This window comes from Microbacterium sp., assembly GCF_041909575.1.
In the GTDB taxonomy this organism is placed as follows: Bacteria; Actinomycetota; Actinomycetes; order Actinomycetales; family Microbacteriaceae; genus Microbacterium.
In genome coordinates this window covers 1-14495 of the sequence record NZ_JAYRDE010000077.1, presented here as the reverse complement: position 1 = coordinate 14495, position 14495 = coordinate 1, and the positions used below count along the sequence as shown (strand labels likewise).

The window sequence follows — 14495 nt, the reverse complement described above, 5'->3', positions numbered from 1 at the left end:
TAAGCCGTGGGTTACGCCGGGCAGTGTGGCGGAATCCACCAGTCCGGCGACGTCGGAGGGCTAATCCTCGGCGGCCGAGGCATCCGCCCCCGACGTCGCTTCGGTCACCGGAAGTCCTCCGCCGAGTCCACGAGCGCGTGCGATGCGATCGCCTCACGGATGCGGCGCACGGCGTCGGCGATGGGCACGCCGTTCTCCTGCGAGCCGTCGCGGAAGCGGAACGAGACCGTGCCGGCCGCGCGGTCTTGCTCGCCGGCGATCAGCATGAGCGGGACCTTCTGCGTCGTGTGGGTGCGGATCTTCTTCTGCATGCGGTCGTCGCTGTGGTCGAGCTCCGCGCGCACGCCCTCCGCCTGCAGCTGCGAAACGACGCCGGCCAGGTAGTCGGCGTACTCCTCGGCGACGGGGATGCCCACGACCTGCACGGGAGAGAGCCACACCGGGAACGCTCCGGCGTAGTGCTCAAGCAGGATCGCGAAGAACCGCTCGATCGAGCCGAAGAGCGCCCGGTGGATCATGATCGGGCGCTTCTTCTGCCCGTCGCGGTCGGTGTACTCGAGCTCGAAGCGCTCGGGCAGATTCGGGTCGACCTGGACGGTCGACAGCTGCCAGGTGCGACCGATCGCGTCACGCGTCTTGAGGTCGATCTTCGGGCCGTAGAAGGCCGCCTCGCCCGGCACCTCGGTGAGCTTCAGACCGCTCGCGACGGCGACGTTGCGGAGGGCGTTGGTGGAGTAGTCCCAGAACTCGTCCGAGCCGATCCACTTGTCCTTCTCGTCGTCGCGCATCGACAGCTCGAGCTCGAAGTCGTCGAGTCCGAAGTCGCGCAGCATCGAGATGACGAATTCCAGCACGCGCGTGGCTTCGGTCTCGAGCTGCTCGGGGGTGACGAACAGGTGCGAGTCGTCCTGGGTGAATCCGCGCACCCGGGTGAGGCCGTGCAGGGCGCCGGAGAGCTCGTTGCGGTAGACCGTGCCGTTCTCGGCGAGCCGCATCGGCAGGTCGCGATAGCTTCGCGCGCGCTCCTTGTAGATCAGGATGTGCATCGGGCAGTTCATCGGCTTCAGGTAGTAGTCCTGGCCGTGCTTGACGATCTGGCCGTTCGCGTCGCGCTCCTCGTCCATCACGATGGGCGGGAACATGCCCTCCTTGTAGGTGACGAGGTGGTTCGACTGGAGGAAGAGGTCCTCCTTCGAGATGTGCGGCGTGTAGACGTAGGTGTAGCCGCCGCCGATGTGACGGCGGCGCGCGTGCTGCTCCATCTCGCCGCGGACGATGCCGCCTCGGGGGTGCCACACCGACAGTCCCGACCCGATCTCTTCGGGGAACGAGAAGAGGTCGAGCTCCTTGCCGAGCTTGCGGTGGTCGCGCTTGGCGGCCTCCTCGAGGCGCTGCTGGTAGGCGCGCAGCTCGTCCTTCGTGGGCCACGCGGTGCCGTAGATGCGCTGGAGCTGCGGGTTCTTCTCGCTCCCCCGCCAGTACGCGCCGGCCACGCGCTGCAGAGCCCAGCCGTTGCCGATCATGCGGGTATTGGGAAGGTGAGGGCCGCGGCACAGGTCCTTCCAGACCGTCTGGCCGTCGCGGTCGACGTTGTCGTAGATGGTGAGCTCGCCGGCGCCGACCTCGACCGATGCGCCCTCGGCAGCCTCCTTGGATCCGCCCTTCAGCCCGATCAGCTCGAGCTTGAACGGCTCGTCGACGAGCTCGACGCGCGCCTCCTCGTCGCTCACGACGCGGCGCACGAAGCGCTGACCCTCGCGGATGATGCGCTGCATCTCCTTGTCGATCGCCTTCACGTCCTCGGGCGTGAAGGGATGCTCCACGCCGAAGTCGTAGTAGAAGCCGTCGGTGATCGGCGGTCCGATGCCCAGGTTCGCCTGCGGGTTGATGCGCTGCACCGCCTGGGCCAGCACGTGCGCCGTGGAGTGGCGCAGGATGTCGAGACCGTCGGGGCTGTCGATGGTGACCGGCTCGACGGCATCCGTCTCCTGGACCACCGTCGCGAGGTCCTTCAGCTCGCCGTTGACGCGCAGGGCGACGACGGAGCGGTCGGGGAAGAGGGCGAACCCGTCGGCGGGGAACGGCACGGCGGGCGGAAGGGCGTCGTCGGTCACGGAAACTCTCCTGGAGGGTGGCTCGGATCAAGGCTACTCAGCTTCGGACGCCGCACACGTCCTGCCCGCTCAGGCGCCGAGCGTTCGCGTGCCGGTCGTCGCCGCGAAGACCGCGCGGGCCGATCCGACGAGTTCCATGCCCCGAGTCTATCCGGCGGGCGCCCGGGCGCCGGCGACATCCGCGGGTACGCTCGTGCGCATGAGACGGCGGCCCCTGGAATCCGGTGCGATCGCGTCGGCAGGGTACGACCCGGCGCTGTCCGTGCTCGAACTGGAGTTCACGTCGGGGGACGTCTACCGCTACTACGCCGTGCCCCCGTCGGTCCATCGCGCACTGCTGGGCGCCGACAGCGCGGGCCGCTACTTCCGGGAGCACATCCGCGACGTCTACCCGACCGAGCACCGCCGCTGACGCCGGGTACGACGAAGCCCCCGGCGAACCGGGGGCTTTCTGTCCGTGCGCGATACTGGGATCGAACCAGTGACCTCTTCCGTGTCAGGGAAGCGCGCTACCGCTGCGCCAATCGCGCCCAATGGGCTGTTCACTTGCAGAGTGGAGGTGGCGACGGGATTCGAACCCGTGTAAACGGCTTTGCAGGCCGGTGCCTAGCCGCTCGGCCACGCCACCGCGTGTGGTTTGACCCCACGTGCCGTGACTCCCCCGGAGGGGAATCCCTGCACTCGAGCGGATGACGAGACTCGAACTCGCGACCCTCACCTTGGCAAGGTGATGCGCTACCAACTGCGCTACATCCGCATTTCGCTCCCGGGATTCGCACCCCGGGCACTTCATCGACTTTAGCCCACGAACGGCGCAGTGCAAAACCGGACGCGCGCCGCGCGTGTCTCCCCATCTCGGTCGGAGAGACCCGTCGGCATCGGGTAGTATCGTGTCTCGGCCCCCCGGGGTCACGGGCGTTTGGCGCAGTTGGTAGCGCGCTTCCTTCACACGGAAGAGGTCATCAGTTCGAGTCTGGTATCGCCCACCACCTTCTCTCCCCCGAGCCGCGTCTCAGCCGGCTGACGCACCGTCCACGCGCCACCCGTAGCGACTCTGCAGGGCGGCCGCGACGCGCGTGAACCGGTCCAGGTCCAGAACGGATGCCTCGCGCCGCATGCCCTCGCGGTGCACGCGGTAGATCTGCTCGACGTCGACCCAGGACGGCCGGCCCGCGGCATCCCACGGTCCCGCGCCGATCTCGAGATAGTCGCGATCCCCCTCGTGCGTCTTGGTGGTGAGGCGCACCGCGAGCACGCGATCGCCATCCTCGCGCGCGATGACCAGCACCGGACGGTCCTTGCCGCGGCCGTCGCGCTCGTCATAGGGAACCCAGGTCCAGACGATCTCGCCGGTGTCGGGTTCGCCGTCGACGTCCGGCGCATAGGTGATCGTCAGTCCGTCGGGACGCGGCGGTTCGATCTCCACGGTCTCCACGGTCTCCGAAAGGCCTGAGCTGTCCATGCGGTCAGACTAACCGGCACGCGGAAGGGGCGCCGCGGAGGATCCGCGACGCCCCTTCACTGCAGAGGAGATCAGACCCGGGTGTTCTCCAGGACGTAGCCCTCCTCGCCGTGGATGATGGTGTCGATGCCGGCCACCTCGTCCTCGTTCTTCACGCGGAAGCCGACCGTCTTCTCGATCGCGAAGCCGATGATCCAGGCCAGGACGAAGGAGTAGATCAGCACCGCGAAGGCCGCGATGGCCTGAACGAGCAGCTGGGTGCCGTCACCGCCGGTGAACAGACCGGTGTTGGTGGCGAAGAAGCCCAGGTAGAGCGTTCCGATGAGACCGCCGACCAGGTGGATGCCCACCACGTCGAGCGAGTCGTCGAAGCCCCACTTGAACTTCAGCTCGATCGCCACGGCGCACACGGCACCGGCGATGAACCCGAGCAGGATGGCCCAGCCGGGCGTGAGCGAGGCGCACGCGGGGGTGATCGCGACGAGGCCCGCGACGGCACCGGACGCGGCGCCGACCGACGTGGGCTTGCCGTCCTTGATCTTCTCGACGACCAGCCACGCGAGCAGCGCGGCGGCGGGAGCGGCGATCGTGTTGACGAAGGCCAGCGCGGCGACGCCGTCGGCGGCGAGCTCGGAGCCGGCGTTGAAGCCGAACCAGCCGAACCACAGCAGACCGGCGCCGAGGAGCACGAACGGCGGGTTGTGCGGGACGTGCACGCCCTTCTGGAAGCCGACGCGCTTGCCCAGGACGAGGGCGAGCGCGAGGGCGGCCGCACCGGCGTTGATGTGGACCGCGGTACCACCGGCGAAGTCGATCGCGCCGACGCCGAACCACTCCTGCATGCCGTACGTGATCCAGCCGCCGTAGGCGAAGCTGCCGTCATCGGCGAGGCCGAAGTTGAAGACCCAGCTGGCGACCGGGAAATAGACGATCGTCGCCCAGATGGCGGCGAAGATCAGCCACGAGCCGAACTTGGCGCGGTCGGCGATGGCGCCCGAGACGAGCGCGACGGTGAGGATCGCGAAGGTCGCCTGGAACGCGACGAACGCGAGCGGCGGGTACGCGGCTCCCTCGGGAACCTCGATGAGGGCGGAGAGCCCGATGTTGTTCCAGTCGATCGACCACGGCGGCACGAGGCCCTCCGAGCCGGGGAAGGCGATCGCGTAGCCGTAGACGACCCACAGGACGCCGATCAGACCGAGCGCGCCGAAGCTGAGCATCATCATGCTGATGACGCTCTTCGCCTTCACGAGTCCGCCGTAGAAGAATGCGAGTCCGGGCGTCATCAGAAGCACGAGCGCCGCGCATATCAGGATGAATGCGGTGTTGCCTTGATCCATCTCAGGGAGAACCTCTCTGCAGGGACGCAGGTATAGCGTCGGGTCCCCCTAGTGTCGCGATGGCCGGTTTCGGCCGCGGTTCACCCTGTGTTTCCCACCGGTTACGCGATCCGCTCGTGCGTAAACATCGTGTTTCGGCGAGCCGGATCGACGCCGCGAATCAGGCGAGAGTCGACGCCACGAGGCGTGAGATCGCGCGGAGATACTTCTTGCGATACCCCCCGGCGAGCATCTCGTCGGGGAAGACGAGGTCGAGCGAGGTGCCGGTGGCGCGGATGGGCAGCTCGGCGTCGTACACCCGGTCGATGAACGCCACGAATCGCAGCGCGGCCGACTGGTCGGTGAACGGCTCCACGTCGCGCAGGCCGACGGCCGAAAGTCCTTCGATCAGCCGGATGTACCGCGACGGGTGCACGCGCGCGAGGTGCGCGACCAGGTCTGCGAACACGTCGTCCGATACGGCCCCGCGGGCCGCGGCATCCGCCAGCGCGGCTTCGTACCCCGGCCCGTCGAGCACTGCGGCATGGCCGTCGACGGCGCGGTGACGGTAGTCGGTGCCGTCGATGCGGATGGTCTGGAAGCTCGACGCCATGGCGTGGATCTCGCGCAGGAAGTCCTGCGCCGCGAAGCGCCCTTCGCCCAGGGCGTTCGGAGGGGTGTTGGATGTCGCCGCCAGACGCGTGCCCGTCGACACGAGCTCTCCCAGCAGGCGCGTCATCACCATCGTGTCGCCCGGATCGTCCAGCTCGAACTCGTCGATGCACAGCAGATCGGATCCGCGGAACAGCTCGACCGTGTTCTGGTACCCCAGCGCCCCGACGAGCGCGGTGTACTCGATGAACGAGCCGAAGTACTTCCTGCGCACCGGCATGGCGTGATAGACGGCCGCCAGAAGGTGCGTCTTGCCGACGCCGAAACCGCCGTCGAGGTACACGCCTGGCTTGGTCTCGGGCTGCTTCGTCCTGCGGAAGAAGCCTCCCTTGGCGGGCTGAGCAGCGCCCGCGAACACCTGGAGGAGATCCTTCGCCTCCTGCTGCGAGGGATACGCCGGGTCGGCACGGTACGTCTCGAACGTCGCGTCGGCGAACTGCGGCGGCGGCACGAGCGCGGCGACCATGTCGGCGCCGGCGAGCTGCGGGGTGCGATCCGCGAGGTGGACGATGCCGGACGGGGCGGGCGCGCTCATGGGGAATCCTGTGTCGGAGTCTTACGGGAGCCGGATGCGGCGTCCCGCGGGAATCTAAGGTCGAAGTCGACGGTTCAACCCTAGTCGTCACACCTTCCGCCCCCCACCGAGGAGCAGCCATGGCCGTCGAGACCGACACATCGTCGCCGAAGTTCGCCGAGTACGCCGATCCGGGGCGGCTCGTGACCGGGGACTGGCTCCAGGAGCGGCTCGGGACCCCGGGCCTCGTCGTCGTCGAATCCGACGAGGACGTGCTCCTCTACGAGACCGGTCACATCCCCGGCGCCGTGAAGGTGGACTGGCACACCGAGCTCAACGACCCGGTCGTTCGGGACTACGTCGACGGCGCGGGCTTCGCCCGGCTGCTGTCGGCGAAGGGGATCTCGCGCGACGACACGGTCGTGATCTACGGCGACAAGAACAACTGGTGGGCCGCCTATGCGCTGTGGGTGTTCTCGCTGTTCGGGCACGAGGACGTGCGCCTCCTCGACGGCGGTCGGGACCGGTGGATCGCCGAAGGGCGGCCGCTGACCACCGACAAGCCCGCGCCGACTCCGACCGAGTACCCCGTCGTGGAGCGCGATGACACAGAGCTCCGCGCCTACAAGGAGGATGTGCTCGCCCACCTCGGCAACCCGCTCATCGACGTCCGCTCCCCCGAGGAGTACGACGGCTCGCGCACCTCCGCTCCGGCGTATCCGGAGGAGGGGGCGCTTCGCGCCGGCCACATTCCGACCGCCAAGAGCGTGCCGTGGGCGCGCGCGGTGGCAGAGGACGGCGGCTTCAAGAGCCGCGCCGAGCTCGAAGCCATCTACCTCGACGAGGTGGGGCTCACCGAGGGCGACCGCGTCGTGGCGTATTGCCGCATCGGCGAACGGTCGAGCCACACGTGGTTCGTGCTCCGGCATCTCCTCGGCTTCGCGGACGTCCGCAACTACGACGGCTCATGGACCGAGTGGGGCAGCGCCGTGCGCGTTCCGATCGCCACGGGCGCCGAGCCGGGCGAGGTCCCGGGCCGCTGAGCCGAGGCATCCGCCCCGTCCTCGACGTCGCGTGAAAGGATGGCGGGGATGACCGATTCCGTCCTTCCCGACAGCCTCGCCGAGATCCGCGACGAGTTCCTCGAGCTGCCCGAAGCCGATCGGCTGCAGCTGCTCCTGGAGTACTCGCAGGAGCTGCCGGCGGTGCCCGCGGAGTACGAGAACCACCCCGAGTTGTACGAGCGCGTCGCGGAGTGCCAGTCGCCGGTGTTCATCGTGATCGACGTGTCGGACGACGACATCGTCGCCATGCACGCGACGGCTCCTCCCGAGGCTCCGACCACGCGCGGCTTCGCGAGCATCCTCGCGCAGGGCCTCACCGGTCTCACCGCCGACGAAGTGCTCGCCGTTCCGTCCGACTACCCCCAGACGATCGGCCTCACGAAGGTGGTGTCGCCCCTGCGCATCTCGGGCATGACCGGCATGCTCATGCGCGCCAAGCGCCAGGTGCAGGCCAAGCGCCACCGCTGACGGCGCGCACGGTCAGCCGTCAGGCGTCAGGCGGAGACGGATGCCTCGGCGAGGCCCTGTTCGACCAGCCACACCGTGATGCGGTCGGTCCATCGCTCCTGGTCGTAGTTCCACAGCTTGGTGTGGCGGGCGACCTCGAAGACCTCGAGCTGCACGAGGTCGGGGCGTGCCACGACGAGGTCGTGCGAGGCGTCGGACGGCACGAAGCCGTCGTCGTCGCTGTGCAGGATGAGGACCGGATGCCGCAGCTCGGCCGCGCGGGCGACGACATCGAGGCGGTCGAACGGGATCGCCCCGCCGGAGCGCGTGATCGGCGAGGCCCATTCGTGCTGGAGCGCTTCGATGGCCAGTCCGCTCACCGACGGGGGAACGTTCATGACCCGGGCCTGATACCGAAGGACGACCCGCCAGTCGATGACCGGCGATTCGAGGATCAGGCCCTCGATCGATCCGCGATGGGCGGAGTTGAGCGAGACCTGCAGGGCGATGGCGCCGCCCATCGACCACCCCATGAGGATCACGCGCTTCGCGCCGCGACGGCGCGCGAATCCCACCGCGGCGTCGACGTCGCGCCATTCCGTGGCGCCGAGCGCGTACGTGCCGGCGCGGCTGCGCGGCGCCTCGCCGTCGTTGCGGTACGACACGACGAGGCTGGTGACGCCGAGGCTGTGGAAGAGCGGCACGGCGCGCAGGCATTCCGCGCGGTTCGTGCCCCGGCCGTGGATCTGGATCACCCAGACGTCGCCGTCGCCCGCCGGAAAGAGCCAGGCCGGGCATGGTCCCACGGACGATCCGATGAGCTCGGGCGTGAACGGGATGTGCAGCTGCTCGGGGCGGTCGTAGTACCACCCGCTGAACGCGGCGTCGGGAGAGAGTCGGGCGTCGGAGCCGACGTGCGTGAGGAGCTTGCGCTTGACGCTCGTCTCGTCCTCTGACAGCACCGATCCGAGCTTGACGTAGCTCGAGGTCCCCGCGGTGAAGAGTCCGTAGCGGCCGGGCAGCCCGGTGTCGGCGGTGCGCGAGAGAGTGATCGTCTGAGCGGACGTGTCGAGGGAGAGGATGCGGGTGTCGGCGCGGCGGACGGCCGGCGTGACGATGCGGCGAGCCATGTGGATCGACGCCACGGCCGTCGCCGAGAGCACCCCGGCCAGAGCCACGCTCAGGATCGTGAGCGCAGCCCGGATTCCGGTGAGGACTGTGGGTGAGGCGCCGCCCAATGCGGCGCGCCTGGGGGCGACCATCGAGGCCTCACTCTAGTCTGTCCGCGTGGCTGAGCTTCGTCCTCCGGCGGCTACGACGCCGTTCGCACATGCCGCCGAGTCCGTGCGCGCCATGCAATTCCGCGACGACATCTCGGTGCAGGAGATCGCCGCGCCCACGGGCCTCGCGCCCGACTCCCTCGCGCTGCGGGGGGATGTGCGCCCCGAGGCCGAGGGCGAGGAGTCCGCGTACGGCACGGGCCGCCTGGTGCTCCTCTACGACGTCGAGGAGCCGGCCCAGTGGAACGGGCCCTGGCGGATCGTGTGCTTCGCCCAGGCGCCGCTCGAACCCGACATCGGAACCGACCCGCTTCTCGCCGACGTCGCGTGGGCGTGGCTGACGGATGCCCTGAAGTCCCGTGGAGCGGGCTTCCACTCGGCATCGGGAACGGCCACCAAGACTCTGTCCAAGGGGTTCGGATCCCTCGCCGCGGAGGGCGACGGCGCGCAGATCGAGCTGCGGGCGTCATGGTCGCCCGAAGGCGAGATCACGCCGCACGTGGAAGCATGGGCAGAACTGGTGTGCATGCTCGCGGGTCTTCCCCCGGGCTCGGAAGGGATTGCCATGCTCGGTTCGCGCAGGACGACGCGTGACTGAATACGTCGTCATCGATCAGCTCGAAGAGCTTCGCAGTGCGGCAGAACGGCTCGCCGCCGGACACGGTCCGGTGGCGGTCGACGTCGAGCGCGCGTCCGGGTTCCGCTACTCGCAGCGCGCCTACCTCATCCAGGTGTTCCGCCGCGGTGCCGGGGTCTTCCTGTTCGATCCGCCGCCGATCGGCGACTTCTCGGCGCTTCAGGAGGCCATCGGCGACGCCGAGTGGATTCTGCACGCCGCCAGTCAGGACCTGCCGTCGCTGCGCGAGCTCGAGCTCGAGCCGGCGTCGATGTTCGACACGGAGCTGGCCGCCCGTCTTCTGGGTCATGAGCGCGTCGGGCTCGGTGCCGTCGTGGAGGACACGCTGGGGATCACCCTCGCCAAGGCGCACTCCGCCTCGGACTGGTCCACCCGGCCGCTCCCCCAGTCCTGGCTGGAGTACGCCGCGCTCGATGTCGAGCATCTGGTCGACGTGCGCGACGCCCTCGTCGCCGAGCTCGAGGAGCAGGGCAAGACCGAGTTCGCGGCGGAGGAGTTCCGCGCCGTGCTCGAGCGCGAGCCGAAGCCTGCCCGCGAGGACCCGTGGCGGCGCCTGAGCGGCCTGCACACCGTGCGCGGACGCCGACCCCTCGCCGTGGCCAGGGCCCTCTGGACGGCGCGCGAGGACTACGCCCGCGAGCAGGATGTCGCGCCCGGCCGGCTCGTGCCCGATCGCGCTCTGATCGCCGCTGTGCTCGCCGACGCCAAATCCAAGTCCGAGCTCGCCGCCGTCAAGGAGTTCACGGGCCGTGCCAGTCGCACGCAGCTCGATCGCTGGTGGAACGCCATCGAACAGGGACGCACGACGACGGACCTGCCGCTCGAACGGGTCCCGGGCGGTGACACTCTCCCCCCGCCGCGTGCCTGGCCGGACCGCAACCCCGAGGCGGATGCACGCCTGAAGGCCGCTCGTCCCGCGGTCGAGCAGCGCGCCCAGGAGCTCGGCATGCCGACGGAGAACCTGCTCACCCCCGAACTGCTGCGCCGCGTGGCGTGGTCGCCGCCGGAACCGCTGACCGCGGCATCCGTCGGCGAAGCGCTCGGAGCGCTCGGAGCACGGGCCTGGCAGGTTGACCAGACTGCACAGGTGATCGTCGATGCCTTTGTGGGTTCCGTGCAAGCGGCTGTGACGGCGCCCAACGACGCTTCGTAGGATTCCCCCACCCGATTCCGGCGCTCCCGAGCGCGCTCCTAGGCTGGCGGCATCCCTACTTTTGGAGGCAGAGTGGCCGAGCTTTCGGACGTCTTCTTCGTCGATGGAGTGCGCACCCCCTTCGGGCGCGCCGGCGAGAAAGGCATGTACTGGAACACCCGATCGGATGATCTCGCCGTGAAGGCGACGATCGGGCTCATGGAGCGCAACGCGAACGTTCCGAAGGATCGCATCGACGACGTCGCCATCGCCGCGACCTCGCAGACCGGCGACCAGGGACTGACCCTGGGGCGCAGCGTCGCGATCCTCGCGGGCCTCCCCCAGACCGTGCCCGGGTTCGCCATCGACCGCATGTGCGCGGGTGCGATGACGAGCGTCACGACGATGGCCGGGTCGATCGGTGTCGGCATGTACGACCTCGCCCTCGCGGGCGGTGTCGAGCACATGGGGCATCACCCGATCGGCGGGAACGCCGACCCGAACCCCCGTTTCGTGGCCGAGCGCATGGTCGATCCCGGCGCGCTGAACATGGGCGTCACCGCCGAGCGCATCTTCGACCGGTTCCCGCACCTGACCAAGGAGCGGTCCGACCGCTACGGCATGCTGAGCCAGCACAAGGCGCAGGCGGCGTACGACGCCGGCAAGATCCAGCCCGACCTCGTGTCGGTGGCGATCAAGGACGCCGAGGGCTCGTGGGGCCTCGCGACTGAGGACGAGGGCCGTCGTCCTCAGACCACGATGGAGGACCTCGCGGCCCTCAAGACGCCGTTCCGTCCTCATGGGCGCGTGACGGCGGGCACGTCGTCGCCCCTCACCGACGGCGCGACGATGTCGCTCCTCGCGGGTGGCGGCGCCGTCAAGGAGCTCAGCCTCGCACCGAAGATGAAGCTCGTCTCGTTCGCCTTCGCCGGCGTGCAGCCCGAGATCATGGGCATCGGACCGATCCCCTCGACCGAGAAGGCCCTCAAGAAGGCCGGCCTCACGATCGACGACATCGGCCTGTTCGAGCTGAACGAGGCGTTCGCCATCCAGGTGATCTCGCTCCTCGACCACTTCGGCATCGCCGACGACGACCCGCGTGTCAACCAGTGGGGCGGCGCGATCGCGCTCGGACACCCGCTCGCGGCCTCGGGCGTGCGTCTCATGATCCAGCTCGCGGCCCAGTTCGCCGAGCGTCCCGACGTCCGCTACGGCCTCACCGCGATGTGCGTCGGCCTCGGACAGGGCGGCTCGGTCATCTGGGAGAACCCGCACTACGACGGCAAGAAGAAGTAGGGCCCGCCTCGCATGACGAACTACGAAGAGATCGACTTCTCCCCGCTCGATGCCCTCGCCGAAGGGGAGGTGGTCACCCACTCGCGCGTGCGCGACATCCGTCTCGCCTCCGGCAAGGTGCTGGCACTGATCACCCTCGACAACGGTCGCGACCACAACCGCCCCAACACCCTCGGCCCGACGACGCTGAAGGAGCTCGGCGCGACGCTCGACGCCCTCAGGGCGCGGGCGGCGGCCGGCGAGATCCAGGCCGTTGCCGTCACCGGGAAGCAGTACATCCTGGCGGCGGGCGCTGACCTGAGCGACATCTCGAAGGTCGGATCCAAGGACAACGCACGTCTCATCGCGCAGCTCGGACATCACGTGTTCGGCAAGCTGTCCGAGCTCGGCGTGCCCTCTTTCGCCTTCGTCAACGGGCTCGCACTCGGCGGCGGGCTCGAGATCGCGCTGAACTCGTCGTATCGGACCGTGGATGCCTCGGCGGCCGCGATCGCGCTGCCCGAGGTGTTCCTGGGGATCATCCCCGGCTGGGGTGGCGCGTATCTGCTGCCGAACCTCATCGGCATCGAGAACGCGCTCGAGGTCGTGATCTCGAACCCGCTCAAGCAGAACCGGATGCTCAAGCCTCAGCAGGCCTTCGACTACGGCATCGTCGATGCCATCTTCCCCGCCGCGAACTTCCTCGAGGATTCGCTGCGCTGGGCGGACGGCGTGCTCGGCGGATCCGTCAAGGTGGACCGCAAGAACGAGCCGGGCAAGCTCGAGCGACTCACGAAGTGGCCGATCGCCGTCAAGGTCGCGCGCGGCATGCTCGAGTCCAAGATCGGCACGGTTCCGAAGTCGCCGTACGCCGCGCTGGAGCTTCTCGACAAGGCCAAGAGCGGCACGAAGGCCGAGGGGTTCGCCCGCGAGGACGAGGCGCTGGCCGAGCTCGTCGTCGGCGACCAGTTCGCGGCATCCATGTACGCCTTCGATCTGGTGCAGAAGCGGGCCAAGCGACCGGTGGGGGCTCCCGACAAGGAGCTCGCCAAGAAGGTGACCAAGGTCGGCATCATCGGCGCGGGTCTCATGGCGAGTCAGTTCGCGCTGCTCTTCGTGCGCAAGCTGCAGGTGCCGGTGCTCATCACCGACCTCGACCAGGCGCGCGTCGACAAGGGCGTGGCCTACATCCACGACGAGATCGGCAAGCTCGAGGCGAAGGGCCGCCTGGACGGCGACGCCGCCAACCGGCTGCGCGCGCTCGTGACGGGTACGACCGACAAGAGCCTGTATGCGGACTGCGACTTCGTGATCGAGGCCGTGTTCGAGGAGGTCGGCGTCAAGCAGCAGGTCTTCGGCGAGATCGAGCAGATCATCGCCGAGGACGCGATTCTCGCCACCAACACCTCGTCACTGTCGGTCGAGGAGATCGGCGCGAAGCTCGCCCACCCCGAGCGTCTCGTCGGCTTCCACTTCTTCAACCCGGTCGCGGTCATGCCGCTGATCGAGATCGTGAAGACTCCGCAGACGTCGGATGCCGCGCTCTCGACCGCGTTCGTCGTCGCCAAGAACCTCGGCAAGAACGCGGTGCTGACGGCGGATGCGCCGGGTTTCGTCGTCAACCGACTGCTCGCCAAGGTCATGGGCGAAGCCGCTCGCGCCGTGTACGAGGGCACGCCCGTCGCGGACGTCGAGAAGGCCTTCGCGCCGCTCGGCCTGCCGATGGGACCCTTCCAGCTCATCGACCTCGTCGGCTGGAAGGTCGCCGCCCACGTGCAGGACACGATGGTGCACGCCTTCCCTGACCGGTTCTACGCGAACGAGAACTTCCACGCGCTCGCTGAGCTTCCCGAGGTCGTCGAGAAGGACAAGGGCGGTCGCGTGACCGGCTGGACCAAGGCTGCGGAGAAGCTGCTGAAGCCCGTCGTCGGCTCGTCGCCGGCGTCGGCCGACACGATCCTCACGCGTGTCCAGGACGGGCTCGCGCAGGAGATCAAGCTCATGCTCGATGAGGGCGTCGTGCCCGAGGTCGAGGACATCGACCTGTGCCTCATCCTCGGCGCGGGCTGGCCGTTCATCGACGGCGGCGCCTCGCCCTACCTCGACCGCGAAGGAGCGTCGCAGCGCGTGTTCGGCGACACCTTCCATCACCCGGTGATCAAGGGCATCGGCGCCTGACGCCGAGAGGATGTCGGCCGGGATCCGCGCTCGTGAGAGCCGGGTCCCGGCCGATTCTCGTCACCGCCGATCGCGCTGGTCGGTGCGGTCGAGCGCGCGGGTGCGGGGTTCGGCGGCGCTGCGCCCAACCGCCACCCTCAGAAGTGCGTCAGGTGCTCCGTGCCCGCCTCAGAAGGGTGCGTCGGACACCCCGGCGTCGGATGGTTGGAAGTGGGGGGTGGGTCGTTCGGGGTTGACGCGGTAGCGGCGTCCGGCCGGTGAGGTCCACAGGAGGGCGCCGCCGGTGTGGGGGATGTGGTGGACGGTCCAGCCGCCGTGGTGTTTGACGGTGTGGTGTCCGGTGCATAGCGGGGCGTGGTTGGTGAGGGCGGTGGGTCCGCCGTGTTCCCAGGCGATGGTGT

General features: G+C 68.9%; 12 protein-coding genes, 4 tRNA genes and 1 pseudogene. 8 read left to right on the top strand and 9 right to left on the bottom strand.

Annotated features, from left to right (window positions below; all coding sequences use genetic code 11):
* Nucleotides 1–104 precede the first annotated feature (104 nt).
* Nucleotides 105–2114 carry a threonine--tRNA ligase gene (gene thrS / locus ACE3O1_RS11165; protein WP_374315107.1) on the bottom strand — a complete coding sequence of 670 codons (2010 nt, stop codon included), beginning with the start codon at nucleotides 2112–2114 and terminating at the stop codon, nucleotides 105–107.
* Nucleotides 2115–2313: 199 nt separating this feature from the next.
* Here thrS and ACE3O1_RS11160 point away from each other — a divergent pair, with 199 nt between their 5' ends.
* Nucleotides 2314–2526 (top strand): KTSC domain-containing protein, encoded by a 213-nt coding sequence (locus ACE3O1_RS11160; RefSeq protein ID WP_374315106.1) that lies wholly within the window; start codon nucleotides 2314–2316, stop codon nucleotides 2524–2526.
* Between the two features lie 46 nt (nucleotides 2527–2572).
* Here the strand turns inward: ACE3O1_RS11160 and ACE3O1_RS11155 are convergent.
* The 3 genes from ACE3O1_RS11155 to ACE3O1_RS11145 form a co-directional block, all read right to left on the bottom strand.
* A tRNA-Val gene (locus tag ACE3O1_RS11155) sits at nucleotides 2573–2644 on the bottom strand.
* Nucleotides 2645–2668: 24 nt separating this feature from the next.
* Nucleotides 2669–2742, bottom strand: a tRNA-Cys gene (locus tag ACE3O1_RS11150).
* A 56-nt stretch (nucleotides 2743–2798) separates the two neighbouring features.
* Nucleotides 2799–2871 (bottom strand) — tRNA-Gly (locus tag ACE3O1_RS11145).
* Nucleotides 2872–3027: 156 nt separating this feature from the next.
* Between ACE3O1_RS11145 and ACE3O1_RS11140 the strand changes: the two genes are divergently transcribed.
* Nucleotides 3028–3103: transfer RNA gene (locus ACE3O1_RS11140), tRNA-Val, on the top strand.
* A gap of 23 nt (nucleotides 3104–3126) precedes the next feature.
* Here the strand turns inward: ACE3O1_RS11140 and ACE3O1_RS11135 are convergent.
* The 3 genes from ACE3O1_RS11135 to zapE all read right to left on the bottom strand — a co-directional run bounded on the left by ACE3O1_RS11135 (nucleotide 3127) and on the right by zapE (nucleotide 6102).
* Nucleotides 3127–3576 (bottom strand): type II toxin-antitoxin system PemK/MazF family toxin, encoded by a 450-nt coding sequence (locus tag ACE3O1_RS11135; protein ID WP_374315105.1) that lies wholly within the window; start codon nucleotides 3574–3576, stop codon nucleotides 3127–3129.
* Between the two features lie 71 nt (nucleotides 3577–3647).
* Nucleotides 3648–4916, bottom strand: coding sequence for an ammonium transporter (locus tag ACE3O1_RS11130; RefSeq protein ID WP_374315104.1), 1269 nt, complete (start codon nucleotides 4914–4916; stop codon nucleotides 3648–3650).
* 160 nt (nucleotides 4917–5076) lie between these two features.
* Nucleotides 5077–6102: a cell division protein ZapE gene (gene zapE, locus ACE3O1_RS11125; RefSeq protein ID WP_374315103.1), complete on the bottom strand. Its 1026-nt coding sequence runs from the start codon at nucleotides 6100–6102 to the stop codon at nucleotides 5077–5079.
* Between the two features lie 119 nt (nucleotides 6103–6221).
* Here zapE and ACE3O1_RS11120 point away from each other — a divergent pair, with 119 nt between their 5' ends.
* Both ACE3O1_RS11120 and ACE3O1_RS11115 read left to right on the top strand, forming a co-directional pair.
* Complete coding sequence (locus ACE3O1_RS11120) at nucleotides 6222–7124, top strand: sulfurtransferase (RefSeq protein WP_374315102.1); 903 nt, start codon at nucleotides 6222–6224, stop codon at nucleotides 7122–7124.
* 48 nt (nucleotides 7125–7172) lie between these two features.
* The gene (locus tag ACE3O1_RS11115) at nucleotides 7173–7613 is read left to right on the top strand and encodes a SufE family protein (RefSeq protein WP_374315101.1); all 441 of its coding nucleotides are present in this window, start codon (nucleotides 7173–7175) and stop codon (nucleotides 7611–7613) included.
* Between the two features lie 26 nt (nucleotides 7614–7639).
* On the opposite strand, the gene ACE3O1_RS11110 is transcribed toward ACE3O1_RS11115, so the two are convergent.
* Entirely contained in the window at nucleotides 7640–8854 is a 1215-nt protein-coding gene (locus ACE3O1_RS11110; protein ID WP_374315100.1) for an alpha/beta hydrolase family protein, read from the bottom strand.
* Between the two features lie 25 nt (nucleotides 8855–8879).
* Between ACE3O1_RS11110 and ACE3O1_RS11105 the strand changes: the two genes are divergently transcribed.
* The 4 genes from ACE3O1_RS11105 to ACE3O1_RS11090 all read left to right on the top strand — a co-directional run bounded on the left by ACE3O1_RS11105 (nucleotide 8880) and on the right by ACE3O1_RS11090 (nucleotide 14094).
* On the top strand, nucleotides 8880–9470 hold the full coding sequence (locus ACE3O1_RS11105; RefSeq protein WP_374315099.1) for a DUF3000 domain-containing protein: 591 nt from the start codon (nucleotides 8880–8882) through the stop codon (nucleotides 9468–9470).
* Entirely contained in the window at nucleotides 9463–10662 is a 1200-nt protein-coding gene (locus ACE3O1_RS11100; protein WP_374315098.1) for a ribonuclease D, read from the top strand. The genes ACE3O1_RS11105 and ACE3O1_RS11100 overlap by 8 nt, the downstream gene beginning before the upstream one ends.
* 72 nt (nucleotides 10663–10734) lie before the next feature.
* On the top strand, nucleotides 10735–11937 hold the full coding sequence (locus ACE3O1_RS11095) for an acetyl-CoA C-acyltransferase (RefSeq protein WP_374315097.1): 1203 nt from the start codon (nucleotides 10735–10737) through the stop codon (nucleotides 11935–11937).
* Nucleotides 11938–11949: 12 nt separating this feature from the next.
* Nucleotides 11950–14094 (top strand): 3-hydroxyacyl-CoA dehydrogenase NAD-binding domain-containing protein, encoded by a 2145-nt coding sequence (locus ACE3O1_RS11090; protein ID WP_374315096.1) that lies wholly within the window; start codon nucleotides 11950–11952, stop codon nucleotides 14092–14094.
* 168 nt (nucleotides 14095–14262) lie between these two features.
* Here the strand turns inward: ACE3O1_RS11090 and ACE3O1_RS11085 are convergent.
* Nucleotides 14263–14495: pseudogene (locus ACE3O1_RS11085) on the bottom strand (HNH endonuclease); the annotation flags it as partial.

Coding starts and splice junctions, on each gene's coding strand:
- ACE3O1_RS11115 (WP_374315101.1), top strand. CDS start 7,173: ATGACCGATTCCGTCCTTCCCGACAGCCTCGCCGAGATCCGCGACGAG.
- ACE3O1_RS11120 (WP_374315102.1), top strand. CDS start 6,222: ATGGCCGTCGAGACCGACACATCGTCGCCGAAGTTCGCCGAGTACGCC.
- ACE3O1_RS11090 (WP_374315096.1), top strand. CDS start 11,950: ATGACGAACTACGAAGAGATCGACTTCTCCCCGCTCGATGCCCTCGCC.
- ACE3O1_RS11160 (WP_374315106.1), top strand. CDS start 2,314: ATGAGACGGCGGCCCCTGGAATCCGGTGCGATCGCGTCGGCAGGGTAC.
- ACE3O1_RS11135 (WP_374315105.1), bottom strand. CDS start 3,576: ATGGACAGCTCAGGCCTTTCGGAGACCGTGGAGACCGTGGAGATCGAA.
- ACE3O1_RS11110 (WP_374315100.1), bottom strand. CDS start 8,854: ATGGTCGCCCCCAGGCGCGCCGCATTGGGCGGCGCCTCACCCACAGTC.
- ACE3O1_RS11130 (WP_374315104.1), bottom strand. CDS start 4,916: ATGGATCAAGGCAACACCGCATTCATCCTGATATGCGCGGCGCTCGTG.
- zapE (WP_374315103.1), bottom strand. CDS start 6,102: ATGAGCGCGCCCGCCCCGTCCGGCATCGTCCACCTCGCGGATCGCACC.